We start from the raw sequence: 23,648 nt of genomic DNA, 5'->3' as shown, positions 1-23,648 counted from the left end.
CTTTGTTAGAGGTTTGTTATCTAATTTTTTGCAAGCTTTCCTCGGATCCAGAATGGAGTAAATCATGCAAATCGGCAATCCTCTGGATATATCCAGCGAAGACACGTCTCCTTTGGCTTTTGCAAACGCCCAAAATGAAAAAAACATTCTGCGCAGGGTGGTCCGGGCTGTAGACCAAAACGACACCCTGCTTGCCTTCCAGCCGATCGTCAAAAGCGCCGAGCCCAATTTAGTTTTCTGCTTTGAAGCGCTGGTTCGGATCCGCGAAGCATCAGGCCAGATTATACCCGCATCGAAATTCATGCCGCTGATCGAAGAATTAGAGATCGCGCGTACCATCGATTGCCATGCCCTTGCTCTTGGTTTGAGGCGTCTGCGCGATCACCCGAACCTATATCTTTCGATTAATATGTCAGCGCGCTCGATTGGATATCACAAATGGACTGACATTTTATCAAAGGCACTGCAACGCACCCCCTCTATCGGCAAACGGCTTATTTTGGAAATCACCGAAGGTTCTGCGATGCGGCTTCCAGAAATTGTGATCCCGTTCATGCGCGATTTATCGCAACGCGGAGTTGGTTTTGCCTTGGATGATTTTGGGTCTGGGGCCACGTCGTTTCGATATTTGAAAGATTTTCAGTTCGATTTTTTAAAAATTGACGGGCAATTCATCAAAGATGTCGAGCATAATGCGGATCATCAGGTTTTGGTGCACGCCTTATTATCCATCGCACGCCATTTTGGCATGTATACAATAGCCGAGGCGGTTGAAACATCCGCAACAAGCGCTTGGCTGAACAAGAGCGGCGTAATATGCCAGCAAGGGTATTTTTTCGGACGCCCAACGCTGAGGCTTGACTGGCCAGGAGCCGAGATCGCGTAGCGCGCGCGCCTCCCAGCTCCTTTGCACATCTTTATAAATCGCGGTGATGGGGCATATTGTATGTTCGCCCCTATAACGCTTAACGTGGCGTCAGCGCGCTCGATATCAGCAGAAAGCAATCTTGTGTTGCTGCGATGCAGCATTTGCTTTAAACACTCGCGCAAGCACGTTCAATTGTTTTATCAATGCAAATTTGGAGACCACCATGACCAATGTCGTAATCGCCTCTGCAGCCCGAACAGCGGTTGGCAGCTTTAACGGATCCCTTGCAACGACGCCCGCCCATGATCTTGGCAAAACAGTGCTTGAAGCCCTGGTCGCGCGCGCCGGTATCGAGAAAGCGGAGGTCTCTGAAACAATTCTCGGGCAAGTGTTAAGCGCAGGCCAAGGCCAAAACCCAGCGCGTCAAGCCCATATCAATGCAGGCTTGCCGATTGAAAGCGCGGCATGGGGCATCAACCAAGTCTGCGGATCGGGCTTGCGCGCCGTTGCCTTGGCCGCTCAACATATCCAACTGGGAGATGCGCAGATTGTTGCCGCGGGTGGACAAGAAAATATGTCGCTCTCTCCGCATGTCGCGCATTTGCGCGCCGGTCACAAAATGGGCGATGTCAGTTATATTGACAGCATGATCCGAGATGGTCTCTGGGATGCTTTCAATGGCTATCATATGGGTCAAACCGCAGAAAACGTGGCAGAAAAATGGCAAATTAGCCGCGAGATACAAGACCGTTTTGCCGTGAATTCTCAGAATAAGGCAGAAGCAGCCCAGAATGCGGGTAAATTTGTTGATGAGATCGTGCCGGTTGTGATCAAAACGCGCAAAGGCGAAATTGTCGTGGATAGGGATGAATATATCCGCCATGGTGCAACGATGGACGCGATGCAAAAGCTGCGCCCAGCTTTCGCGAAAGAGGGCAGCGTCACAGCTGCGAACGCATCAGGTTTGAATGACGGCGCAGCGGGTGCCTTGCTAATGAGCGCCGATGAGGCCGAAAAACGCGGGATCACACCTTTGGCGCGGATTGCCTCTTATGCAACGGTCGGACTTGACCCTTCTATCATGGGCGTTGGGCCGGTTTATGCCAGCCGCAAAGCGCTTGAAAAAGCCGGATGGTCTGTGGACGATTTAGATTTGGTTGAAGCCAACGAAGCGTTCGCCGCGCAGGCCTGTGCTGTCAACAAAGATATGGGCTGGGATCCTGATATCGTCAACGTCAATGGTGGCGCCATTGCCATCGGGCATCCTATTGGTGCCTCAGGCGCGCGGGTTTTGAATACATTGCTTTTCGAAATGAAGCGTCGTGATGCGAAAAAAGGGTTGGCAACTTTATGCATTGGCGGCGGTATGGGTGTGGCCATGTGCCTAGAGCGCCCCTGAATAAATCACAAACCACTAAGAAATGTTATTGCTAAATATATACAATATTTGTAATAATATTTCTAATGCAAAAATAGGAGAAGATAATGTCAAGAGTCGCGCTGGTTACAGGCGGAACCCGCGGAATAGGCGCCGCTATTTCGATCGCAATGAAAACCGCCGGCTATCAGGTCGCGGCAACTTATGCCGGAAATGACGCCGCAGCTGCGGCGTTCACGGCAGAGCATGGCATAAAAACATTCAAATGGAGCGTTGCCGATTATGATGCTTGCGTTGCCGGCATCGCCGAGGTTGAGGCCGCGCTGGGGCCCGTCGACGTGCTGGTCAACAATGCCGGTATCACGCGCGATGCACCTTTTCACAGAATGACGCGCGCGCAATGGAGCGAGGTTATTGATACCAACCTCTCTGGCGTCTTTAATATGACGCACCCGCTTTGGCCCGGCATGCGCGAGCGCAAATTTGGCAGAGTGATTACAATCAGCTCGATCAATGGTCAAAAAGGCCAATTTGCCCAAGCCAATTATGCGGCCTCTAAGGCTGGTGATTTGGGGATGACAAAAACCCTTGCCCAAGAAGGCGCACGATATGGGATCACCGCAAATGCAATCTGCCCGGGATATATCGACACAGATATGGTTAAAGACCTGTCTGAAAAAGTGATCGATGGCATCGTGGCGCAAATTCCAGCGGGGCGCCTTGGTCAAGCAGAGGAAATTGCACGCTGCGCGGTCTTTTTGGCCGCTGATGGCTCTGGCTTTATCAATGGCGCAACTTTAAACGCCAATGGCGCGCAATATTTGGCTTAAGCCAAGGCATCTGCTTACTTTATAGTTATGGTTTGGGCAGCGCTATGTGCGCAAAACGCTGCCCAAAATATGTGAGCGTTTCCCTAACACGGTCAGGGGAGGCCATGGCAGCACAGGCTGTTGCAAAAAATCTGCGGGCGATACCTGGATAGCCACCTCTGCCGCGCGACGCGCTCGCCCTTACAGAACCTCTTTGATCTGCAGCTATGGCGCGGCGTTTTTTAACGAGATCAAACAGGGCTTTCCATCCGCCACTTATAATAAAAAGCAGGGGCATGGGTAAATGACCTTTCTTCATCGGCGAAATGCGATTTTACAAAAGCTGTAAGCTGTAAGCTGTAAGCTTCGGTGGTGCAAAATGGTCCGGGGCGTATAGAGCTAAATCCGAACTGAAACATACCCCAATAATTGCAGATGTTTAAAAAATAACCCTCAACAGCGTCGCAAAAGCCCGTCGCCTAACATGGGGTAAACCGATTGAATGCCAAAGCTGCGACATATTCGATTATGCCAAGCCAACGCGCATGGCCATCGAATGACGCGTTGCCTGGCGCTATTTCCGGCCTAAAGCATCGCTGGAAAAACCTGATCAGGGGGTCTATGGCCATCCGCAAATGTCTTGATATTGATGATAACCTTTTCGCCCATTTCAATGCGCCCCTCTATCGTGGCAGATCCCATATGCGGCAATAAAACCACGTTTGCCAAACGGCGCAAATCAACGTTCACATCCGTGCCATGCTCGTACACATCCAATCCTGCACCGGCCAGCTCGCCGGCTGACAGCATCCGCGTTAGAGCATTTTCATCGATCACCTCACCACGGGAAGTATTTATGATCACCGCGCTTGGTTTCATAAGCTTCAAGCGCCGCGCGTTCATCAAATGAAACGTCGACGGCGTATGGGGGCAATTAATCGATAGAATATCCATTCTCGCCACCATTTGATCCAGACTTTCCCAATAGGTGGCCTCAAACTGGCTTTCAGTTTCTGAATGCAGGCGTTTGCGATTGTGATAATGAATTTGAACGCCAAAGGCGCGCGCGCGCTGCGCAACCGCTTGACCAATGCGGCCCATCCCAAGGATACCCAGGCGGCGGCCTCCCAAGCGCCCCCCCAAAAATCCGGTCGGTGACCAACCCGACCATTGGCCCGATTGCATCATGCTTAAACCTTCAGGAATCCGGCGCGTCACTCCGAGCATCAGCGCCATCGCCATATCCGCCGTATCCTCAGTCACCACGCCAGAGGTGTTCGAAACCAGAATGCCACGTTGATTGGCAGTTTTCACATCAATATGATCAACACCCGCCCCAAAATTAGCGATCAACTTTAGATCTGGGCCAGCTTGCGCCAATAAAGCCGCATCAATATCATCGGTGACGGTCGGCACCAAAACATCGATTGTCTTCATCAAAGCGCCCAGCTCGGCCCGCTCCATCGGAGTATCTTGGTCGCGCAGATGAACATCAAACAGCTCTTTCATACGCGTTTCGACCGCTTCAGGAAGACGGCGCGTCACGGCTACGCGAAGTTTATCTGATGGCATATGAGCCTCTTTACTGACACAGCTGTTACCCGCATAAAGTGACGTAAGTTGCATCAAGGCACAAGAACCTCTAGATAAAAAATTGAAACAGGATTTCGAGCGTCAAACATGCTGCGCATTATAGCCCCAATCGTTCTCAGCTTTTTATTGGCCAGCAGCCTTTGCGCACAAGAGCGCGGCCCAGTGACCAACCTGCCCATGCCGCGCTACGTGTCTTTGAAAGCCAGCAAAGCCCATGCCCGCCGCGGGCCTTCCTTATCGCACCGGATTGATTGGGTGTTTACACGCAAAAACATGCCTTTGGAAATTTATGCCGAATATGAAAACTGGCGGCGGGTGCGAGATATCGACGGCGCCGGAGGCTGGGTGCATTATTCGATGCTCTCTGGTGTCCGCAGTGCGATTGTAACGACCGACATGCACCCCTTGCTTTCACGCCCTGATCGCAGCAGTGCCTTGCGCGCACGGATTGAACATAATGTCATCGTCAGCATCGACGAATGCACCTTGGATTGGTGCCGCGCAAGATCCGGTCAATTTAAAGGATGGCTGCCAAAAGACACGCTTTGGGGTGTTTACCCAAACGAATTGCGCGATTAGCGGCGCTCTAAAACCATCACGTTTGCTTATTTAACGATTTGCCAATCTCCATCCGCGCTGCGACAGGCCTGGCCATAGCCTTGCTCTTTACGCCCACCAACGATGATTTCTTGCGTATATTCGCGGCACACCGTGTCAGCGCGATAAAACGTGCGCGTTGGCTTTACGCTGCCACTATTGCCGCTATCGGGGTTCTTCCACGCAACGGCTGTATTCGTGGGCGAGGTTTCAAGCGCGGTTTGATAATTATTATTCAACATCCGGCGATCCAACTCATCCAGAGAGGCCCCAATATCTGCCCCGATTACCATACCGGCCACAGCGCCCAAAAATGTCGCAAATTGCTGATTATCAGACCCCTCGGCCATCTGATTGGCTAAGGCGCCCCCCACAACCGCACCGCTCAGCGTGCCAATTGTTTCTTTACGGCCTGGCTCGCCCGGTGCTTGAGAAACACCGCCGCCGGCAGTTTGGCAGCCCGCCAAAGCGATCATAAGAACCGATATTATCACGCGTTTTCTCATAGCATTCTCCTGTTACGTCAGCGCCAGCGCCCGTCGATATAAATATACAAATATCATGCCGTAGAAACCAACTGATTTAAATAGCCAACTGACACCTACCGGCAAAAATCCGCACATAAAACACCCGCTGCAAAATGTAGATTTTGCTTGCACCAGACAGAGTAACAATGCCCGATGCCACGCAAACTATGATTTTCAATCAAAAACGTTCATAAAACCTAGATGAAACGCAGCAGGGTTGATCCAAAGCCCTGGCTATCCCCCGGCGTCAAAATTTGGGTAAAATTATTGTGATTGAGTGATAAGTATCAAGCTTTCGGCCGAGAGAACGGACAGCTTGAAATCATAGTCGCCCTTGGCAAGGCGTAAAAAGAAGTTGCCGAATCCATAAAAAAGGTGGGCACGAGGCCCACCAGTCTTTTAAGGGAGGAAATGAAGACAAAAACCAACTTCACATCTTATAATACGGCTTTCTTATCAAATCGTTTAGCTGAAGCGCGGAGCATTAAAATCGGAATGTCGGCAAGGTCATTGCGCCAAACGCTCGAAAACCTCTTCGACCTGCACCAGCCGTTTTTCAGAGATAGAAAGATACGCAGCTTCAGCAAGAAGCAGGGCCTGACGCCCATCTTCAAAGCCAACCTCTGCGGGTTTATGGTTTTTCACGGCCTCAACAAAAGCAGCGATCTCTGCCATAAAGGCTTCGTGATAGCGCTCTAAAAAGAAATGCAAATAGGGCTGGCTTGTTTCGCTTTCCTGCGCCGAGTAGCGGCGCAACTCATACAGCTTGCGATTATCGCTGATCAACATGCCCGTTGAACCTAGCAATTCCAATCGCTGGTCATAGCCATAAACCGCCGTTCGCGAATTATTAATCTGGCATTGTTTGCCATCCGCCGTCCGCATGACGATCATCGCGCTGTCAAGATCGTCTAGCTCCTCCATCAACGCAGGATCGATCAAACGCCCCCCCATCGCCATAACCTCTGTCGGGGTTTCGCCCAGAATAAAGCGGGCCAAATCAAAATCATGGATGGTCATATCGCGCAGCAATCCACCGGCGCTTTCATAATAGGATCTGGGCGGCATTTCAGGGTCGCGCGAGGTTATAATCACTTGATGCAAATCACCAATATCTCCGTTCAATAAACCTTGGCGCGCGGCCCGATGGCCCGGATCGAAACGGCGGTTAAAGCCCAGTTGGATCAACACATCGCTGCCCGAAATTCTTTCTGCGCAGGCATTGACGCGTGCGAGACTGAGATCAATGGGTTTTTCACACAGCACCGGCTTGCCCGCAGCCACCGCCATTTCAATAAAATCCGCATGGGTTTCGGTTGTGGTGGCGACCAATACAGCATCCACATGACCCGAGGAAAATATGTCTTGCGGGCTAGATGCTGCCGGTACACCGTGCTGTTCGGCCACGGCAGAGGCGCTTGGCACGTGGACATCATAGACCATAGCCAATTCAGCATCTGCGTGGCGCGCGATATTATCTGCATGCATGCGCCCTATCCGTCCACATCCCAAAACCGCTATGTTGAGCATTTCTTTTCTCCTAAAATAACAGGGTAATCGGTTCGTTCACAGGCTTTACACTGAGCGCTCTAATGTCAAGCCTCAGCAGCTGCGCCCGCAACGGCTTGAGCAACTTGAAAATATGCCCAAGCACTCGAACCAACATTAAACCAAAATGAGAAAAGCAAAACGCCCGGAAAAATATTCAAGACAGCGTCATGCCATTAAGAATAGCGCGGAATGACAAGTTTCGCCCTGCGGCGCGCTAAGCATCCGCAATCAGATCTTCAACTTCTTTGCGCAAATGTGACGGAATATTGACCCCGTTTTGGCGGGCGTCTTGACGCTTTTGACCACGGCTTGCGCCGGGCAGGCGCGTACCGCTTTGCTCCAAGATGGCCGAACATAAAGCGCTGAGGCGGGTTTCGAATGCCTGGCCACCGAATTTTTTTGGGTCAATCGCTATGATCATTTGCCCCACGCCAGGGGGCGCGCCTTCTGCGTCAAAAAAGGATGTGGCCTCAAAGCTATGATTGGCACCGATCAAACTGGCAGATAGAATTTCAACCATGAGACTTAAGGCGGCACCTTTGGCATCGCCAAGGGGCACCATTGAACCGGCCAAAGCCGCTTTGGGATCAGTCGTCGCTTGGCCATTTCGATCCAAAGCCCATCCTTCGGGGATCGAGTCGCCGGCTTTATCAGCCGCCATCACTTTACCTCTGGCGACTTTGGATAGCGAAAGATCAATTACCAAAGGCGCCGCATCGGCTCGAGGGCTGGCAAACGCAATCGGGTTGGTGCCAAACACCGGTTGGCTTCCCCCCCAGGGCGCCATCGCTTTGGGCGTATTGGCAAACATGAGGGCAATCATGCCTTGCTCTGCCAAGGCCTCGACATGCGCGCCCATTTGACCGGCATGATGTGATCTTATGATCCCCGCAGCCGCTATGCCTGTTTCTGGCAGGCGCGTCAGCAATTCCGAAATTGCCAAAGCGATCGCGGGAAAAGCAAACCCGTTTTGCGCATCAACTCGTATCAGCCCAGCGCTGCAGATTTCAAGCTGCGGAACCGCGGTTCCATTCACTTTGCCCGACCGCGCCTGCAACGCATAGCTTTTCACCCGCGATAACCCATGGCCTTTTTGTCCATCAATTTCTGCGGCAACCAAAGCTGCAGCAACCGTAGCTGCATTGGCCTCAGAAACCCCAGCTTGTACAAAAGCCCGGCTTACGAAGCGAACCGCATCCGCAACACTTAATGTGGTTATATTCTCGATATCAGTCATGCCATCTCCCATTTGCCTGCCCTCTAACCTGTTTCATTCGCGGTTAGAAGCTGGAAATGACCGATTTTGTTTCAAACAGAGGCCGCGTTCAGCGCCGCCAATACACCGCGCAGTTCAGCCAAACCCTTCAAGCGCCCGATATAAGGATATCCCGGATGCGTGCCAGCCCCCTTATCGCCCGCCAAAGCATGGCCGTGATCTGGCCGAAAATAAATCGGGCGACCCTGTTGTTCCGCATGCCGACGATGCGTTTCAGCCTGTAGAATTTCCATCACCTTTACCAGATCGACATCCCCGCCCAGATGATCTGATTCATGGAAAGATCCATCGGGTGATTTTGTGACATTGCGCAAATGCGCGAAATGCACACGTTGCGCAAAAGCGCGCGCCATTGCGATCAAATCATTCTTAGGATGCGCCCCGAAACCACCCGTGCAAAACGTGACCCCATTCTCATCCGCCTCTACTGCCTCTAAAATCCAAGCGATATCAGATTGCGTTGAGACAATACGCGGCAAGCCCAGAATATCCCAAGGAGGATCATCTGGATGAATGCACATATTTACGCCAAGCTCTTGCGCCGTGGGAATGATTTCCTGCAGAAACCGCTTCAAATTCGCCCTTAAATCTTTGTGTGTCAGCCCCTCATATGCCTGTAAAGCAGCGCGCAAGCCAGCCACATCATACCTATCATAAGCCCCCGGCAAGCCCGTCATAATCGAAGACAACAAACGGTCTTTATCTTCCATATCCGCCTTTTCGAACCATAGCTGAGCTTGCGAAATCACCTGTTCGGCGTGATCGTCTTCCGCGCCGGGGCGTTGCAAGATGAACATATCAAAAGCTGCCATCTCAACCGCAGAATAGCGCAGCGCTTGGCCGCCCGATGGCATCTGCCAATCCAGCGTTGTTCTGGTCCAATCCAGAACAGGCATAAAATTGTAACAAATCGTTTTAATGCCGCAGGCCGCAAGATTGGCCATTGATTGTCGATAATTTGCAAAAATACGCGGCAAATCGCCTTCGCCTTTTTTGATATTCTCATGCAGCGGCAGACTTTCCACCACTTGCCAAGATAAGGGCCGAGCGGCCTGCGCAATAAGCGCTTGCCGCGTTTTGATCGCCTCCTCATCCCATACGTCTCCATATGGAATTTCATGCAATGCAGAAACCAATACCCCCGCGCCAGATTGGGCAATATGATCCAAAGAAATCTTATCAAGCGGCCCGAACCAACGCCACGATTCAATCATTGATCTCTCCCGTTTTAAAAGCTGGAGCACAGGTAAAACGCACGGCTTTTTCAAAAGCCTTGCGCGCACCAGCGCGTTCCGGCTGAGTGTCCGGCACGATTGCATAAACCACGTGATTGTACAATTTGGATCTTAATCGCGCACCTCTCTCTCAAAGTGGGCTGCAAAGCCTCTGGATTGACCATCCCCACTTACGCAGCTGAGGTTCTAGGTTTTAGCTTGGTTTTCGCGAGTAGAAACAAAAAAAGGCCCCCCCAAAAAAAGGGGGCCAAAGTAACATTGAAACGTCTGGGAGGATCGCGTTCAATGATGCACAAAATTCGGGAGGAATTAAGGTTTGCGCATTACGGGTGTCATCAGAGACCGCGCCTGCACAGCCGAAGCTTGGTTTTCAGCGGCTCAAGGCTCGTTGTGAATACGCTCTAGCCCTTCACGCCTAGAGTTTCAGCGCAACTGCTTAATAAGTCCCCACAAAGAAACTTTTAAGCGGGGGGGATCTTTGATAAAAAAGATCCGGCCCAGCGCATAACGATTGATTGCAGGGCGCAACGCAGTCCAATTGGGCGGCGCGTTGGCCCCATGCGTGATTTGTTCAAAGCGAGCAAATGGCCTCAGACACCTATTGAGTTTGCCCAGTAACTTAGGTTTAAAATTTAACGACTTAAGATCTGAAACCATTTGCCAGAGAGATGATGCGTCAGATAAACAGATTGAGCGCCCCTGTTTAAAGCGCCTATTAAAACGCATGGCATCTGCCCTACAAATTTGGATATAAAATGACCTATACGCCCGCATCTTCACGCTATGACGCAATGGTTTACCGCCGATGCGGTCAATCCGGTTTAAAACTGCCGGCAGTATCTTTGGGCCTTTGGCATAATTTCGGCCATGATTTTCCACATCAAACCAAACGAAAAATCTGCCAAACAGCGTTTGATCATGGCATCACACATTTTGATCTGGCCAATAATTATGGACCACCGCCCGGCAGTGCGGAAGCAGCCTTTGGTGATATTTTGCGCCAAGATTTCGCCGGCTATCGAGACGAATTATTGATAAGCTCAAAGGCCGGGTATAATATGTGGGATGGCCCCTACGGAGAATGGGGCAGCCGCAAATACCTGATTGCCTCTTGTGATCAATCGCTTCGGCGGATGGGTTTGGACTATGTAGATATTTTCTATTCACACCGATTCGATCCAAATACACCTTTAGAAGAAACGATGGGCGCTTTGGATCATATCGTCCGCTCTGGGCGGGCACTTTATGTAGGCATTTCAAGCTATAACAGCAAGCGCACGCAAGAAGCCGTGGCAATTTTGAAGGCGCTGGGTACCCCCTGTCTGATCCATCAGCCAAGTTATAATATGTTCAATCGTTGGGTCGAAACCGATGGTCTGCTTGACAGCTTGGACAGCCTTGGCATGGGGTCAATCGCCTTCACGCCTTTGGCCCAGGGGCTTCTCACAAACAAGTATCTTAACGGAATTCCCAGCGATAGCCGCGCCATGCAAGAGAAAAGCCTTGATCGCGGCCGGATCGCCGATGCGCTGGTCGAGGCCTTGCGCGGTTTAAATGCTATTGCAGAGGCACGCGGTCAAACCCTGGCCCAAATGGCACTGGCGTGGGTGCTGCGCGAAGGGCGCGTAACCTCAGCGCTGATTGGGGCGTCAAAGCCCGAGCAAGTGGTGGATTGTGCCGGTGCGATCCAGAACTTAGAGTTTAGCGAAGATGAACTTCGGCGCATCAATGCCTATGCCACTGATCGAGACCTGAACCTATGGGCCGCCTCATCCGAGCTTGCATAATCAAAGCCCCGGATGGGCCTTGCCAAGTGGAGGATCGATGCCGGATGTGCCGCCCAAGAAGCGTGCGCCTCTTACGTCTTAACCATCATGATAAGCCGGGCCAGCAGCACAAGCGGGCTCTGTGGCAGATCTGCTCTGAAGCCTTTTTGCCCAAGTTTAATTTTAAAACTTTACACAAGCTTTCCCCGCGCTGCCACTGGGATACAGGCAACCACTTGGTCGCCCCGAATGGCGACTAATTGATCAAACATATTTACAGACACACAAACATGGTTGGGGATGACGCGGACGATCTCTCCTATCTCAGGTTTGCGCGCAGTTTGGGATAAATCTAAAAATCCGTGTTCTTCTGCAAATTTATCAATGCGAGCGTTTGGATATTCAATAATATGCCCATAGCCATCTAAGCCTCCTATATCCGAGGTGAAGGTTTTTGAACCCGCATCCAAAATACCGCGCTCGGCGCCAGCTCGGCTCACAACGCTGGTGAAAACGTGATAAGCGCACGCTTCTTGCGTGGCGAACCCCGCGGCGATCATCATCCGATCATTGAAAATACAGGTTCCGGCGCGATGCTCGGTTGCGCCGCGCAGCTGCCCGATATTCTTGAAATTTGGCGTTCCACCGGTCGAAACGATACCTGCTATGAGACCAAGATGGTTTAATCCCGCCTGCACCGCATCAAAAAAACTCTGGGTGTGTGGCCAGCCGTTTAACGGCGGGTAAAACAACAAGCCAGCAAACCTCAAATGCGGATCATCTTTAATCACCTGTGCCAAATCTAAAGCTTGCTGTGGGGTCTCAACGCCGGCACGGTTTTGCCCCGTATCGCATTCAATCAGAACCTCTAAAGGGCGCCCTGCATCTTGCGCAGCCTGCGCATAGGCGGTTAAGCTCACGCGATTATCAGCACAGACTTTCAAAGCGACGCGCTTTTGCAACGCAGCCAACCGACCCGAGCGCGCAGCGCCCAGCAGATTGGTTGCAATCACGATATCGCTTATCCCGGCATCCGCCATAATTTCAGCCTCGCCAAGTTTCTGACAAGTGATCCCCTGCGCCCCCGCAGCAATTTGCATTTTGGCCAAAATTGGCGATTTATGCGTTTTTATATGGGGCCGATTGGCAAGGCCTTGGGCGGCGCATAAACGCTGCGCTGTTTGGATATTTTGCTCAACCTTATCAAGATCAATAACAGCGCAGGGTGTGCCAAAATCGCGCATAATGGTTTGTTTCAACGTATGATCAATTGGCCTCATAACAGGTCTGCCCTTCAGATTTAACACTCGCAATTGAAGCTTACGTCGATCGGGCAAATAGCGCCACTTTAAACTCGCTAAGCGCCCTAAAATAGCGTAGCCTTTTGGCGATGAAAAAACAAAAGTTAGGCACCAGCGGGCTCAGCGTCACACCCGTGGCCTTTGGTGCATCGGCGCTGGGCAATATGCCCGATACCTATGGGTATGAGGTAAGTGAGGCGCGCGCGCAGATCACCTTGCAAAAAATCTTTGAGGGGCCAATCAATTTTCTGGATACATCAAATAATTATGGATTGGGGCGCAGCGAAAGCCGGATTGGGCAAGCGATCAAAGCGCGAGGGGGGTTACCTGACGGCTTTGTGCTAGCCACAAAGCTTGACCGTGACATGCAAACAGGGCGCTTTGACGCCGATCGGGTCGCGCGCTCAATCGAAGAAAGCCTGACGCGCCTTGGCCTGAATTGCATTCCACTTCTACATCTTCATGATCCCGAACACGCGCATGACTTAGACGAAGTAACCCGCGATGGCGGCGCAATTGATGCCTTGTTTAAACTTAAGGAACAGGGCTTGGTCACCGCCGTCGGTCTTGCGATGGGCGCGCTGGACATCATGTTTCCGATCTTAAAAGCATATCCGTTTGACAGTTTGATTAGCCATAATCGGTTTACTTTGTTGAACCGTTCAGCAGGCCCGATGTTTGACTATGCGCAAACGCAAGACATTGCTGTTTTCAATGCCGCTCCCTATGCAGGGGGCGTACTTGCCAAGGGCAGCCATATCCTACCAAAGATCACCTATCAGCCCGCCAATGCAAAGCAGTTGCAACCCGTACGGGCTTTGGAAGATGTCTGTTCCCGCCACAACATCCCCTTAGGGGCAGCCGCGTTGCAATTTTCTCTTAGTGAGAGGCGTGTGACATCTACAATTGTGGGCGTTTCCAGACCCGAGCGCGTGGAGGAAACGCTTGAATGGGCGGCGCTTGAATTGCCAGAACCCGCTTTGGCAGAATTGGCACAACTTACTTTTGACCTTGGCGATCCGGAGGCCGATCGCGTCTACAAGCCAGGCTAATATTCACCACGTCTCGCCGCGAAACTTTGGGCCGAAGCTATCCGCTCACGTAGGGCGTATCTGTTGGCCGATACCAAAGCTTTTGGTTGTGCAGGCTGCCTAACACAGATTGAATCTCCGAAATTTCTTTCTTTCCAGTCAAGCATGTCTTTTCGTTCGAAGACGAACTTTTCGACAATTGGTTCAACCGAAAACGCAGTGCGTCCTCTACGATTTCCAGCTCTTTTAATCCCATTTCAAAATTCGTATTATATCCCATGAGCCCATCCTGTTGACGCGTTTAAAGATCAAAAATTTCGTATACGAAACAGATATAAATTAATTGAAATTTTATCAAGGCCGCATTTGGTTAAATTTTTTAAAAGGCTTTTCTATTTTTTTTACACGCCATCGCGCTTAAAGGTACCCTCAGTTTTGAACGCCACACCGCTCTGTAGAATTCTCAAATTGGGTAACTGCACTGCCCTTTTTTATTGAATTGCACCCGCCGCATCTCTGTGAAGCACCGAGTGAAACGCATCGCCTAAGGCCGACACTAAAATTCACAGCGTTTTTACAGAGGCTTTCATAGACGCTTTTACAGACGCGTTATCAGCTCTGCCCCCATGACGAACAGCACGAACGCCACAAGCGTGGCGCCTAGGGTCAAAAACAACTTACCATTGCCCCCCTGAGCTGCCGGAAAAGGCATTTTCTTCCCTCTTGAGCGTCTAAAAAACAAAAGCAGGACAGCAATGACCAGAAGAATTGGAAGAAACCTTAAAACAAGCGCCATGATGTTTCCTTGAGATACGAGACGTCCAGATAATAGCCAAGATAAAAGGAATAAGAAACGTGAAAACCCGTTTTCAACCGCGGCATTTTTTAACTTTTGATCCAAAATGACCAAATCAACACATCCCACGCGTTTTGTTACGGGTCCACTCGTCCGAATGGGAACGTATATTCAAATGGCTGGCTAGCAGCGCGGCCCTCTGCGCAATGTAGGTTTGGGAAAAATGCGCCCACTGATGAGCGCATGTACAACGCCCCCTTAAAAGTCCATGCTTGAGGACCGCGGTTTTCACCGGTGTTCGAATTTTATCAGGTAAAGGCGAAAGCCAAGGCCGGAAATCGCCCATAAAAACGAGGCGGCAGCGCGCAATCTGCGGCTGAACGGCATCTTATATTTGAAAAATGCCATGCTCTATGATGTTTTTTATTGGCAAGCACCCAACCAGCCCATAGGTAGCGGTATGACTTGGATAGATCGGCTCACATTATTTTCGCAACTTGATTTGGCAGCCGTCTCTTTGCTCTTATTTTCTTTTATCGCCATTGGCGGGCTGATCGAATATGCGCCGCGCGCGCGCCCCTCGGTATCACAATTAATGGCAGAGCACCGGCGAAATTGGATGCAGCATATGGCCGCCCGCGATGTGCGCATTTTTGACGCGCAAGTTTTGAATGGATTGCGTCAAGGCACTGCTTTTTTTGCCTCGACCACAATGATCGCTACGGGGGGTGCATTGGCACTGATCGGCAATGCAGATCAATTGATCGGCGTCGCTATCGACCTTAATCTAAATGCCAGCTCTCAGGTGGTTTGGGAAATCAAACTGTTGCTGCTTTTATTTTTTCTCACCAATGCTTTTTTAAAATTTGTTTGGGCACACCGTCTGTTTGGCTATTGCGCCATATTGATGGCGGCGGTTCCAAATGACCCCAATGACCCGCTGACGCTACCAACAGCGCGCAAAGCCAGCGAAGTGAATATTACCGGCGCCCGCAGCTATAATCGTGGTTTGCGTGCGATCTATTTCTCGCTCGCTGCTGCTGCTTGGCTGGTGGGGCCAATAGCGCTTATTGTCGCCACTTTGATCACGCTCAGCGTTTTATTACGCCGTGAATTTCTTTCCCATTCGCGTCTGGTCTTGCTAGATCAAGCTTAGGGCCAACGCAAAACTGCTAAGGGGCAAAAGCATCAATTCCGTTTGATCGACCAACTTGCCTTGCATACCAATCTATGCTTCAATTTTAACTGCGGGCGAAAGTCGTCCAAACACATCCAAGTTGAAACTGATAGCAACACGCTTCGCGGGGCTTGACCTGTAGAGATAGACAGCCTACCTCAGCGCTGCGCATGAGAATCATGGGCCGAGTCTCCGCCACCTTGATAAAACGGATTAAAAAATGAACAGATTACTTCCCGGAATCGCCGCGATGGCGGCTATTGTCGTTGCCTCAAATATTTTGGTGCAGTTTTTGCTGCTCGATGGGCTTCTTACCTGGGGGGCTTTCACCTATCCGCTCGCCTTCTTGGTCACCGATCTGATAAACCGGCTCTATGGGCCTGGAGACGCGCGTAAAGTCGTATTTTCAGGGTTTGTGACAGGTATCTTCTGCTCCTTAATCGGCAGTCAAATTATGTTGCAAGGCGATGGCTATGAGTATCCGGCGGTGGCTTTGCGCGTCGCAATTGGCTCTGGAAGTGCCTTTCTCGTGGCTCAATTGGTCGATGTGTTCATCTTTAATCGGCTGCGCAATGGCCAATGGTGGCGCGCGCCTCTTGCGTCTACGATTGTGGGATCCATCGTGGACACCGCTTTGTTTTTTACGATTGCCTTTTCGGCAAGCGTTTCGGTTTTTTCCGATGCGGCCAACGATGAGATCTCATGGGCTTGGGACCTTGTGCCATTGCTAACCGTTGGGAGCGACGCCCCGCTTTGGGTGTCTTTGGCCGTCGCGGATTGGATCGTAAAATTGTCAGTTGCCCTGATAGCATTGGTTCCGTTTCGTATCCTGGCCGGCGCAAGTCGGTAGAAAAATAAGACCGGTATCCAGCACAGGCAACGGAGAACCTCCCTGTTTGGCGTGCATTAAATCTTTGCATGAAAAGATGGCTTTATACTGCTCTAAAAGGGATTTAATATAACGCATTCCAATGCGCCCATTCAGAGTTAGGTTCAAAAAATGCGGAAAAGAAAAGCAATCGATTTGCAACTGCCCTTTTTTCAACCTCTTTGGCGGCGCATTGGCGTGGTTGCAGCTTGCGTTTTATGGACGGGGCTCGAATTATGGGGGGATAATCAAATTTGGGCTATGCTTGCGCTCTGTCTGAGCCTTTATGCCGCCCATCAATTTTTTATCGCTTTCGATCCTCAGGAGCCTACTGAGACGTCAGATGAACACTCGAAGCAGAAGAAACCATAAGGATTTTCTACCAGCGCATCAAACAAACTTGCATGTCATAGCTGATGCAATTGCGACAGAGTATTGAGAGCTCTGGTATATAAAAAGCATCACCGCCCCAGAATATGCCTTAGAGTTTCCCGTTAACGCGGGTGCATGACATAACGAAAGCTGCCCGCGTCAGTTTTAGACAGTCGCGTGATATGGTCTGGGTCTCTATATGTCCTTTTCAATCCAATATCTCTTAATCATCTGCAAAAAAGGTCCTTCAGAGGCGCCTGCAAGCTGGGCATCAGCGAAGCCTACAGCGCAACTTTTCCAAAGGATTAATCCAGCTCTCGTATTCGGGCGCGATGTTCCTTCACTGTAATGAACCCATTCGCGCCCCCTCTCCATTTAAAATGAATTGGATGTTGAACTTCCCCAAGCCACGCACACAAAACGTATTTAGCAAAACAAAATCAACCATATAGCCAGAGATCACCAAAGGAGCTTTATTTATAATCGCGTCATTCATCCCCCCATATTATTTGAACCTAAGGAACCTGCGCTGTAATATTAGGCAATGGCTCCGTACTCAAAACCGTTTGCTTTTTCGATCAATTTTACGCCGCCCCTAAAGACGCTTTTTGCATCTTTTTTGTAAGGGTTTAGATTTAAAAACCGTCACGCTTCTTTAAAAGCCGCTGGAGCAATAATCCTTTATGGTTGAGCAAGCGCCATGCTTCCAGATATGCGTAAGCTTCGTGCAAAACGCATCGTGAAAACGTGGGTCTTCGGCAATATCACCGTATAAATTTGTATCACTCAACCATAGGCTTGGGCTTTCTTTTGCGCGCTTTGCCAATGCGCTTAAAAAGCTCCAATTCGGATCATTGGCGGCTATGGTCGAACCATCTTCACGTATCCCATAGCACATTCTTGCCCAAATTGCCTCAACCAGAGCAAGCCCTGCAACCGCAGTATCACAAGACAATGCCGCCCGAATTGTGGGGTGTAAAAAGCCGCTATGCCGCGCGGCGCCATCAAAAGCGACGCGCCTGACAGTATCCTTAATTTTTGGGTTAGCAAAGCGGCTGGCAACAAGGCCAACATAATCTTGTGGTTGCATGCCCGGAACTGCCGCCACGTGGGGCACAATTTCCCGGCGCTGCACTTGTTCAAAAAATGAAGATATTTCATCGTGTTGCATGCATTGATCTATGGTATTCAGACCTATTATCTCACCCAGATTTGCCAAAATTTGATGGCCAGCATTCAAAATTTGGATTTTCATAGATTCAAAAGTATGCACATCAGATGACATCGTTACTGAAACTTTTTCCCAGTTTGGACGCCCTGCGCAAAAATCATCTTCTATCACCCATTGGCGAAAATTTTCGTGAGTCACGGGAACCGCATCGTCAATCCCAAGGGTTCTAACCAGCTCACATTCCAAAGGCCCCGTCGCTGGAACGATACAATCAACCATTGAGTTTGGAAACGAACACTTCTGATCAATCCAGACAGCCAAATCAGGGTCAGAAAGGGCGGCCAAAGAAACAACAGTGCGCCGCAATATAGCACCATTGCCTTGTAAATTATCACAGCTTTGGCCGGTAAAAGGGCCCACACCAGCCTCTCGACGCAGCTTCAGGGCCGCTATCATCGCACCAAATACTGTTTTGGGGGTTTCTGGGTATTTTGCATCATGCTGAATATCTGGATGCGCCGCATCTAAAGAAGAGGATAGCGGATCGATATAATATCCGCCCTCTGTAACGGTTAAAGACACGATACGAATATCTTCTTGTGCCATACGCGCAATTAAGTCAGCATTTCCCTCTGCGATCGGCACATAATCGATCATCGAACCAATAATCTCAGCTGATTGACCTTTTGGGTCTAGCTCAATCAGAGTTGTCAAAAAATCCTGCGCGAGTAGTTTCTGTCGTTGTTTGGAATCGAACTCACGCACGCCGGCACCGACAATTGCCCAGTCCATCGCCTCGCCCGCTTGCATCAATTGGTGAAGAAACCACGCTTGATGCGCTCTGTGAAAATTTCCCAAACCAATATGCACGATACCGGCCTTCAGCCGCGCGCGATCATAAAGCGGCTTTTTCACATTCCCGGAAATCTTATCCAAAGTCGTATTAGAAAGTTTCAGCAAATCTTTTTCTAGCGTCGCCTTTATCATCCGTTCATCCACCGCTTAAGATCTATGTCTGAACAATAAGAAACGGCATAATCGGCATAATCGCCCGCAATGGCTTTGCCACATTTAGGAATAATTTCACCTGCCACGTCTATATTTAACGTTGAATTTTCTTCTTGTCGTCTCATTCAATCCGCTGTCCTTGCGCATCAAATTTATGGATAACGTCTTCACGTGGAGAAAGGCTGATTTTATCGCCATATTTGAAATTTACGTCGCCCGGCGCGCGAATGGTGATCGAGTCGGCCAGCCCTGTATCATGCACGTGTAAGAACGTGTCCGATCCTAGATGTTCAGCTACGCCAACGGTGCCATGCCAAATACCAGCTTCAGATAAAACGTCGATATGTTCGGGACGAATTCCAATTGTGGCAGCCCCGCGCCTCGACGCCTCCTCGCCTTGCGAAAAGTTCATCTTTGGCGATCCAATGAATCCTGCGACAAATAAATTCTTTGGTGTTTTGTACAGCTCGAGAGGGGACCCAACCTGCTCAATGCATCCCCCTTGCAAGACAACAATCTTATCCGCCATCGTCATTGCTTCGACCTGATCATGCGTCACGTAAATCATTGTATTTTGCATGCGCTTATGCATTTCACTGATCTCAAGGCGCATTCCAACCCGTAAGGCAGCGTCAAGGTTCGATAGCGGCTCATCAAACAGAAACGCTTTGGGATTGCGCACGATCGCACGGCCGATGGCAACCCGTTGACGCTGCCCGCCGCTCAATGCCGCGGGTTTTCGATCGAGGTAATTTAACAGGTTTAGCGATTTAGCGGCGGCATTCACTTTCTCGTCAATCTCGGCTTTGCTCATCCCTTCCATTCGAAGCGGAAAGCCAATATTCTTGCGAACGCTCATATGTGGATATAAAGCATAGGATTGGAAAACCATCGCCAGACCGCGTTTAGAAGGCGAAACCGCAGTCATATCTGCGCCATCGATGTGAAGTTCACCAGAAGTAAGATCTTCCAAGCCTGCGATCATGCGCAACAGCGTAGATTTCCCGCACCCTGACGGTCCCACGAAAACCGCAAACTCACCCTCTTCAATCGTGAGGTTCAATGGTGGAATGACCTGAGTTTCACCAAAGCTTTTGGTGACTTTATCTAATACGATTCTTCCCATGATCTTTCCTTATTTCACGGCGCCAAAGGTCAATCCTTTGACCAATTGTTTTTGACAAAACCACCCTAACACCACGATCGGTCCGACCGCGGCAGTTGAAACTGCAGACAAGCGGCCAAAGAATAACCCTTCAGGTGCGCGGTTCCCTTCGATGAGTTTTGAGAGCGTAGCCGCATCGATCGTTGTCAGCCGGACGGTCCAATAGGCTTCATTCCAGCAAAAAATAAAAATCAACAAAGCAGTTGAGACAATACCTCCCCAAGCCAGCGGCACCAATATCTCTTTAATTTCACCCCAGGTGTTCACACCATCCATCTGGCCTGCTTCGATGATATCCTTAGGGATTTCTTTGAAATATGTGAACAGCATCCAGATCGCTAAGGGCAGGTTGATCAAACTGACTACGGTGATAACCAAAATATGCGTGTCATAAAGCCCCAGCCCTTTGGCCAAGAAAATCATCGGGTAAAGAACAGCCGCGGCAGGTAACATCTTTGTTGATAGCATCCACATCAACACATCTTTTGTCGCCTTACTTGGATTAAACGCCATCGCATAGGCGGCAGGGATTCCGACAATAAGATTAAAAAACGTAGCGGAAATCGCAGTGATTGCCGAATTTTGAGCAAATCGCCAATAATCATAGTTTTCCGTCATATTTAGATAATTCTCTAGCGTCGGCGTGAAGAACAGTAAAAACGCTGGCTTCACCGCATCTGCATCGGTTTTAAAGCTCGTTAAAACCATCCAAAAGATTGGGAAAAAGAAGAAAAGCCCGACACACCACGCTAAGACAGGGCGCGCAAATTTTACAAATTTTGAGGTTTGTGCAACAATTGCCATTATTCTATCCCCTCATTCCATCAAGGTTTTGCCAAGCATCCGAAGCAGGAAGATCGCAACGATATTGGCCAAAATAACCGCAATAATGCCGGTGGCGCTGGCAGCGCCGATGTTGTTATTCGCAAATTCACCGATCAAATAAGGCAGGTTTTTATTGCCATTCCCGCGGCTGACAATCTCAATTTCAGCGTAGAGAGATAAGTGAAAAATCGCCTGAATCATCACCACAATTGCGATTGGCCGGCCCAGATGCGGCAAAGTTAGAAACCGAAATTGCGACCACGCACCCGCACCATCCAATATGGCGGCTTCCTTTTGCTGTATGTCCTCAGATTGCAGCGACGTCATAAAGATAAGCACTGCGAAAGGGGTCCACTGCCAGGTCACCATCATAATTACTGCATAGGCAGATGTTTGCGTTGCGCGGAAGGAAATCGGCTCAAACTCAGGCCAAAGTGAAAAGAAATTGCCCAGCAGAGGTGTATTTTGCAAATTTTCAATAAGCTGATTTAAGCCCTCTATGGCGAGCCCTTGCAAACCGAGCACAGGATCAAGGATCATGTTAATCCACAAAACCGCATTCACGGCCGGCATCACGAAAAATGGCGAAATTAGAAGAACCCGAACGATACCTTGGCCCGGAAATGACTTGTTGATCAAAACTGCGATGAACACGCCCAGCACCACTGTGAGTATGATAATGCTGCATACGATGAGAAGGCTGTTCTGAATTGCCAACAAGAAATCTTTGTTATTCAAAACAAATTCATAATTTCCAAATCCACGCCAGTTACTGATCGCTGGTTTTGTCCATTCGGGGCGGCGCAAACTGTTCAACACATATCGAATGAACGAAAAATACAGCGTCATAGAAAGCGGTACCAGCATCCAAACGAGAAGGAGCAGCACTGCGGGCGTCTGGAGTAGGCGTGGAAGGCTTCGATCTGACATTATACTCTGTCCATTATTGATAGAACCCAGCGTAGTACTTCAAAGAAGCTCTCATTGCTTGCTTTTTATACAAGCCATCTGGAAAAAATTGGGGCTCAGATGGATTATCTGAGCCCCAATTTCACTTTCGGGAGAAAGTTTAGTTATAGCCCGCTTCTGACATGATCGCTTCAGCTGCTGCTTGTGAGGCTGCAAGCGCGTCTTGCACGGATTTCGCACCTGATAACGCTGCCGCCATTTCCTGCGCAACCGCGCTGCCCACTTCTGGGAATTCTGGAATTGCTGCAAACTGAACACCAACATAGGGTTTCAGATCTGTCGCCGCAGGCGCCGCGGATTCAATCGCCGCCATTTCCGCTGCTGCAAAACCTGCAACGGCTTGGAATTCTGACAATGCATAAGTTGAAGCCCGTTGACCTGTTGGAACAGATCCCCAACCGAAATCTGGATGGTTACCTACGGCCTGAACATAGTCTTTGGACGTTGCCCATTCGATGAAAGCTTTTGCAGCATCAGCATTGGGTGATCCCGCTGGAACTGCCATCGCCCACGCCCATAGCCAGTTTGCACCAACAGGGTTACCCGCGTTTGGTGATTGTGCATATGCAACACCGTCAGCTGTTAAGAATGAGGCCGCGATTGTCGCATCAATCCACATGCCACATTTGCCCTCGTTATAAAGTGCAAGGATTTCGTTGAATGAATTTCCTTCTGAACCAGGAGGTCCATAATTCCCCAATAGATCTACATAGAAGTTGATCGCTTCTTCCCAAGCGGCTGTATCGATTGTTGGACGCATATCTGCGTCAAACCAGGCACCGCCGAATGAATTCACAACAGTTGTGATGAAGGCCATGTTGTCACCCCAACCTGGCTTACCACGCAGGCAGGCGCCGTAGACGCCATTGTCGGGATCATGCATTGCGGCCGCTGCACCTTTGATATTCGCCCACGAATCGTTATCACGAACCACAACACCAGCGGCATCCGTCAAATCTTTGCGATACATGACCATCGAAGATTCACCATAGAATGGAGCTGCATACATCGTACCCTCATGCGACAAGCCCGCGCGGATCGCCGGCAAAATATCGTCCATGTCATAATCTGCGCCAAAGTTGAGCGGTTCAATCCAACCCGCCGCACCCCAGATTGGTGCTTCTTGCATACCGATATTAATGATGTCGTATTGACCGCCACCAGTTGCGGTATCTGATGTCACTTGCTCGCGCAGAACGCCTTCCTCCAGCGCCACCCAGTTCAGTGATACGCCTGTTTCCGCTGTGTAGGCTTCTGCAACTTTTTGCATGTTGATCATGTGACCGTTGTTCACGATCGCGATTGTCAGTGAGTCTGCAGCGTAAGCCCCGCCAGCCATCATGGCCACCGCGCTTACCGCAAACA

General features: G+C 50.1%; 22 protein-coding genes. 8 read left to right on the top strand and 14 right to left on the bottom strand.

Features of this window, described 5'->3' with window-relative positions; all coding sequences use genetic code 11:
• Positions 1-64 precede the first annotated feature (64 nt).
• The 3 genes from UM181_09910 (at position 65) to phbB (ending at position 3,076) form a co-directional block, all read left to right on the top strand.
• On the top strand, positions 65-886 hold the full coding sequence (locus tag UM181_09910; protein WQC61649.1) for an EAL domain-containing protein: 822 nt from the start codon (positions 65-67) through the stop codon (positions 884-886).
• Between the two features lie 205 nt (positions 887-1,091).
• Complete coding sequence (locus tag UM181_09905) at positions 1,092-2,267, top strand: acetyl-CoA C-acetyltransferase (GenBank protein WQC61648.1); 1,176 nt, start codon at positions 1,092-1,094, stop codon at positions 2,265-2,267.
• An 86-nt stretch (positions 2,268-2,353) separates the two neighbouring features.
• Positions 2,354-3,076, top strand: coding sequence for an acetoacetyl-CoA reductase (gene phbB / locus UM181_09900; protein ID WQC61647.1), 723 nt, complete (start codon positions 2,354-2,356; stop codon positions 3,074-3,076).
• A gap of 564 nt (positions 3,077-3,640) precedes the next feature.
• Here phbB and UM181_09895 read toward each other — a convergent pair.
• Positions 3,641-4,627: a D-glycerate dehydrogenase gene (locus UM181_09895; GenBank protein WQC61646.1), complete on the bottom strand. Its 987-nt coding sequence runs from the start codon at positions 4,625-4,627 to the stop codon at positions 3,641-3,643.
• 108 nt (positions 4,628-4,735) lie between these two features.
• On the opposite strand from UM181_09895, the gene UM181_09890 reads away from it, so the two are divergent.
• On the top strand, positions 4,736-5,227 hold the full coding sequence (locus UM181_09890) for an SH3 domain-containing protein (GenBank protein ID WQC61645.1): 492 nt from the start codon (positions 4,736-4,738) through the stop codon (positions 5,225-5,227).
• 26 nt (positions 5,228-5,253) lie between these two features.
• On the opposite strand, the gene UM181_09885 is transcribed toward UM181_09890, so the two are convergent.
• The 4 genes from UM181_09885 to uxuA form a co-directional block, all read right to left on the bottom strand.
• On the bottom strand, positions 5,254-5,751 hold the full coding sequence (locus tag UM181_09885; protein WQC61644.1) for an RT0821/Lpp0805 family surface protein: 498 nt from the start codon (positions 5,749-5,751) through the stop codon (positions 5,254-5,256).
• 528 nt (positions 5,752-6,279) lie between these two features.
• On the bottom strand, positions 6,280-7,302 hold the full coding sequence (gene iolG, locus UM181_09880; GenBank protein ID WQC61643.1) for an inositol 2-dehydrogenase: 1,023 nt from the start codon (positions 7,300-7,302) through the stop codon (positions 6,280-6,282).
• A gap of 235 nt (positions 7,303-7,537) precedes the next feature.
• The gene (locus UM181_09875; protein WQC61642.1) at positions 7,538-8,560 is read right to left on the bottom strand and encodes an Ldh family oxidoreductase; all 1,023 of its coding nucleotides are present in this window, start codon (positions 8,558-8,560) and stop codon (positions 7,538-7,540) included.
• A 71-nt stretch (positions 8,561-8,631) separates the two neighbouring features.
• On the bottom strand, positions 8,632-9,813 hold the full coding sequence (gene uxuA, locus UM181_09870) for a mannonate dehydratase (protein WQC61641.1): 1,182 nt from the start codon (positions 9,811-9,813) through the stop codon (positions 8,632-8,634).
• A 776-nt stretch (positions 9,814-10,589) separates the two neighbouring features.
• Between uxuA and mgrA the strand changes: the two genes are divergently transcribed.
• The gene (gene mgrA / locus UM181_09865; protein ID WQC61640.1) at positions 10,590-11,621 is read left to right on the top strand and encodes an L-glyceraldehyde 3-phosphate reductase; all 1,032 of its coding nucleotides are present in this window, start codon (positions 10,590-10,592) and stop codon (positions 11,619-11,621) included.
• 170 nt (positions 11,622-11,791) lie between these two features.
• Here the strand turns inward: mgrA and UM181_09860 are convergent, their stop codons facing one another.
• Positions 11,792-12,880, bottom strand: a complete 1,089-nt coding sequence (locus UM181_09860; protein ID WQC61639.1) for a D-TA family PLP-dependent enzyme — start codon at positions 12,878-12,880, stop codon at positions 11,792-11,794.
• A 110-nt stretch (positions 12,881-12,990) separates the two neighbouring features.
• Here UM181_09860 and UM181_09855 point away from each other — a divergent pair, with 110 nt between their 5' ends.
• Entirely contained in the window at positions 12,991-13,953 is a 963-nt protein-coding gene (locus UM181_09855) for an aldo/keto reductase (GenBank protein ID WQC61638.1), read from the top strand.
• A 37-nt stretch (positions 13,954-13,990) separates the two neighbouring features.
• On the opposite strand, the gene UM181_09850 is transcribed toward UM181_09855, so the two are convergent.
• Positions 13,991-14,212: a hypothetical protein gene (locus UM181_09850; GenBank protein ID WQC61637.1), complete on the bottom strand. Its 222-nt coding sequence runs from the start codon at positions 14,210-14,212 to the stop codon at positions 13,991-13,993.
• A gap of 318 nt (positions 14,213-14,530) precedes the next feature.
• Positions 14,531-14,728 carry a hypothetical protein gene (locus UM181_09845; GenBank protein WQC61636.1) on the bottom strand — a complete coding sequence of 66 codons (198 nt, stop codon included), beginning with the start codon at positions 14,726-14,728 and terminating at the stop codon, positions 14,531-14,533.
• 460 nt (positions 14,729-15,188) lie between these two features.
• Between UM181_09845 and UM181_09840 the strand changes: the two genes are divergently transcribed.
• Positions 15,189-15,884 carry a DUF599 domain-containing protein gene (locus UM181_09840; protein ID WQC61635.1) on the top strand — a complete coding sequence of 232 codons (696 nt, stop codon included), beginning with the start codon at positions 15,189-15,191 and terminating at the stop codon, positions 15,882-15,884.
• Between the two features lie 241 nt (positions 15,885-16,125).
• Positions 16,126-16,755 (top strand): queuosine precursor transporter, encoded by a 630-nt coding sequence (locus UM181_09835; protein ID WQC61634.1) that lies wholly within the window; start codon positions 16,126-16,128, stop codon positions 16,753-16,755.
• Between the two features lie 1,045 nt (positions 16,756-17,800).
• On the opposite strand, the gene UM181_09830 is transcribed toward UM181_09835, so the two are convergent.
• The 6 genes from UM181_09830 to UM181_09805 all read right to left on the bottom strand — a co-directional run bounded on the left by UM181_09830 (position 17,801) and on the right by UM181_09805 (position 23,625).
• The gene (locus tag UM181_09830; GenBank protein WQC61633.1) at positions 17,801-19,303 is read right to left on the bottom strand and encodes a mannitol dehydrogenase family protein; all 1,503 of its coding nucleotides are present in this window, start codon (positions 19,301-19,303) and stop codon (positions 17,801-17,803) included.
• A complete protein-coding gene (locus tag UM181_09825) occupies positions 19,300-19,449 on the bottom strand; it encodes a hypothetical protein (GenBank protein WQC61632.1) in 150 nt (49 codons plus the stop codon). The genes UM181_09830 and UM181_09825 overlap by 4 nt, the downstream gene beginning before the upstream one ends.
• Positions 19,446-20,450, bottom strand: coding sequence for an ABC transporter ATP-binding protein (locus UM181_09820; GenBank protein WQC61631.1), 1,005 nt, complete (start codon positions 20,448-20,450; stop codon positions 19,446-19,448). Before UM181_09820 ends, UM181_09825 begins: the two co-directional genes overlap by 4 nt.
• Positions 20,451-20,459: 9 nt before the next feature.
• Positions 20,460-21,293 carry a carbohydrate ABC transporter permease gene (locus UM181_09815; protein WQC61630.1) on the bottom strand — a complete coding sequence of 278 codons (834 nt, stop codon included), beginning with the start codon at positions 21,291-21,293 and terminating at the stop codon, positions 20,460-20,462.
• A gap of 12 nt (positions 21,294-21,305) precedes the next feature.
• Complete coding sequence (locus UM181_09810; protein ID WQC61629.1) at positions 21,306-22,244, bottom strand: sugar ABC transporter permease; 939 nt, start codon at positions 22,242-22,244, stop codon at positions 21,306-21,308.
• A 139-nt stretch (positions 22,245-22,383) separates the two neighbouring features.
• Positions 22,384-23,625, bottom strand: coding sequence for a sugar ABC transporter substrate-binding protein (locus tag UM181_09805; protein ID WQC64731.1), 1,242 nt, complete (start codon positions 23,623-23,625; stop codon positions 22,384-22,386).
• Between the last annotated feature and the right edge of the window lie 23 nt (positions 23,626-23,648).

It is taken from the genome of Alphaproteobacteria bacterium US3C007, assembly GCA_034423775.1.
Taxonomy (GTDB): domain Bacteria; phylum Pseudomonadota; class Alphaproteobacteria; order Rhodobacterales; family Rhodobacteraceae; genus Thalassovivens; species Thalassovivens spotae.
Note: the sequence above shows the minus strand (reverse complement) of the source record. Positions and strands in the feature narration are given on the sequence as shown.

Bases quoted from the DNA above. Each gene is read 5' to 3' on its own strand.
- UM181_09855 (WQC61638.1), top strand. From the start codon at position 12,991: ATGAAAAAACAAAAGTTAGGCACCAGCGGGCTCAGCGTCACACCCGTG.
- UM181_09860 (WQC61639.1), bottom strand. From the start codon at position 12,880: ATGAGGCCAATTGATCATACGTTGAAACAAACCATTATGCGCGATTTT.
- iolG (WQC61643.1), bottom strand. From the start codon at position 7,302: ATGCTCAACATAGCGGTTTTGGGATGTGGACGGATAGGGCGCATGCAT.
- UM181_09825 (WQC61632.1), bottom strand. From the start codon at position 19,449: ATGAGACGACAAGAAGAAAATTCAACGTTAAATATAGACGTGGCAGGT.
- UM181_09875 (WQC61642.1), bottom strand. From the start codon at position 8,560: ATGACTGATATCGAGAATATAACCACATTAAGTGTTGCGGATGCGGTT.
- UM181_09845 (WQC61636.1), bottom strand. From the start codon at position 14,728: ATGGCGCTTGTTTTAAGGTTTCTTCCAATTCTTCTGGTCATTGCTGTC.
- UM181_09820 (WQC61631.1), bottom strand. From the start codon at position 20,450: ATGGGAAGAATCGTATTAGATAAAGTCACCAAAAGCTTTGGTGAAACT.
- UM181_09835 (WQC61634.1), top strand. From the start codon at position 16,126: ATGAACAGATTACTTCCCGGAATCGCCGCGATGGCGGCTATTGTCGTT.
- mgrA (WQC61640.1), top strand. From the start codon at position 10,590: ATGACCTATACGCCCGCATCTTCACGCTATGACGCAATGGTTTACCGC.
- phbB (WQC61647.1), top strand. From the start codon at position 2,354: ATGTCAAGAGTCGCGCTGGTTACAGGCGGAACCCGCGGAATAGGCGCC.
- uxuA (WQC61641.1), bottom strand. From the start codon at position 9,813: ATGATTGAATCGTGGCGTTGGTTCGGGCCGCTTGATAAGATTTCTTTG.
- UM181_09895 (WQC61646.1), bottom strand. From the start codon at position 4,627: ATGCCATCAGATAAACTTCGCGTAGCCGTGACGCGCCGTCTTCCTGAA.
- UM181_09840 (WQC61635.1), top strand. From the start codon at position 15,189: ATGACTTGGATAGATCGGCTCACATTATTTTCGCAACTTGATTTGGCA.
- UM181_09815 (WQC61630.1), bottom strand. From the start codon at position 21,293: ATGGCAATTGTTGCACAAACCTCAAAATTTGTAAAATTTGCGCGCCCT.
- UM181_09885 (WQC61644.1), bottom strand. From the start codon at position 5,751: ATGAGAAAACGCGTGATAATATCGGTTCTTATGATCGCTTTGGCGGGC.
- UM181_09810 (WQC61629.1), bottom strand. From the start codon at position 22,244: ATGTCAGATCGAAGCCTTCCACGCCTACTCCAGACGCCCGCAGTGCTG.
- UM181_09830 (WQC61633.1), bottom strand. From the start codon at position 19,303: ATGATAAAGGCGACGCTAGAAAAAGATTTGCTGAAACTTTCTAATACG.
- UM181_09805 (WQC64731.1), bottom strand. From the start codon at position 23,625: ATGATGGCTGGCGGGGCTTACGCTGCAGACTCACTGACAATCGCGATC.
- UM181_09910 (WQC61649.1), top strand. From the start codon at position 65: ATGCAAATCGGCAATCCTCTGGATATATCCAGCGAAGACACGTCTCCT.
- UM181_09850 (WQC61637.1), bottom strand. From the start codon at position 14,212: ATGGGATATAATACGAATTTTGAAATGGGATTAAAAGAGCTGGAAATC.
- UM181_09905 (WQC61648.1), top strand. From the start codon at position 1,092: ATGACCAATGTCGTAATCGCCTCTGCAGCCCGAACAGCGGTTGGCAGC.
- UM181_09890 (WQC61645.1), top strand. From the start codon at position 4,736: ATGCTGCGCATTATAGCCCCAATCGTTCTCAGCTTTTTATTGGCCAGC.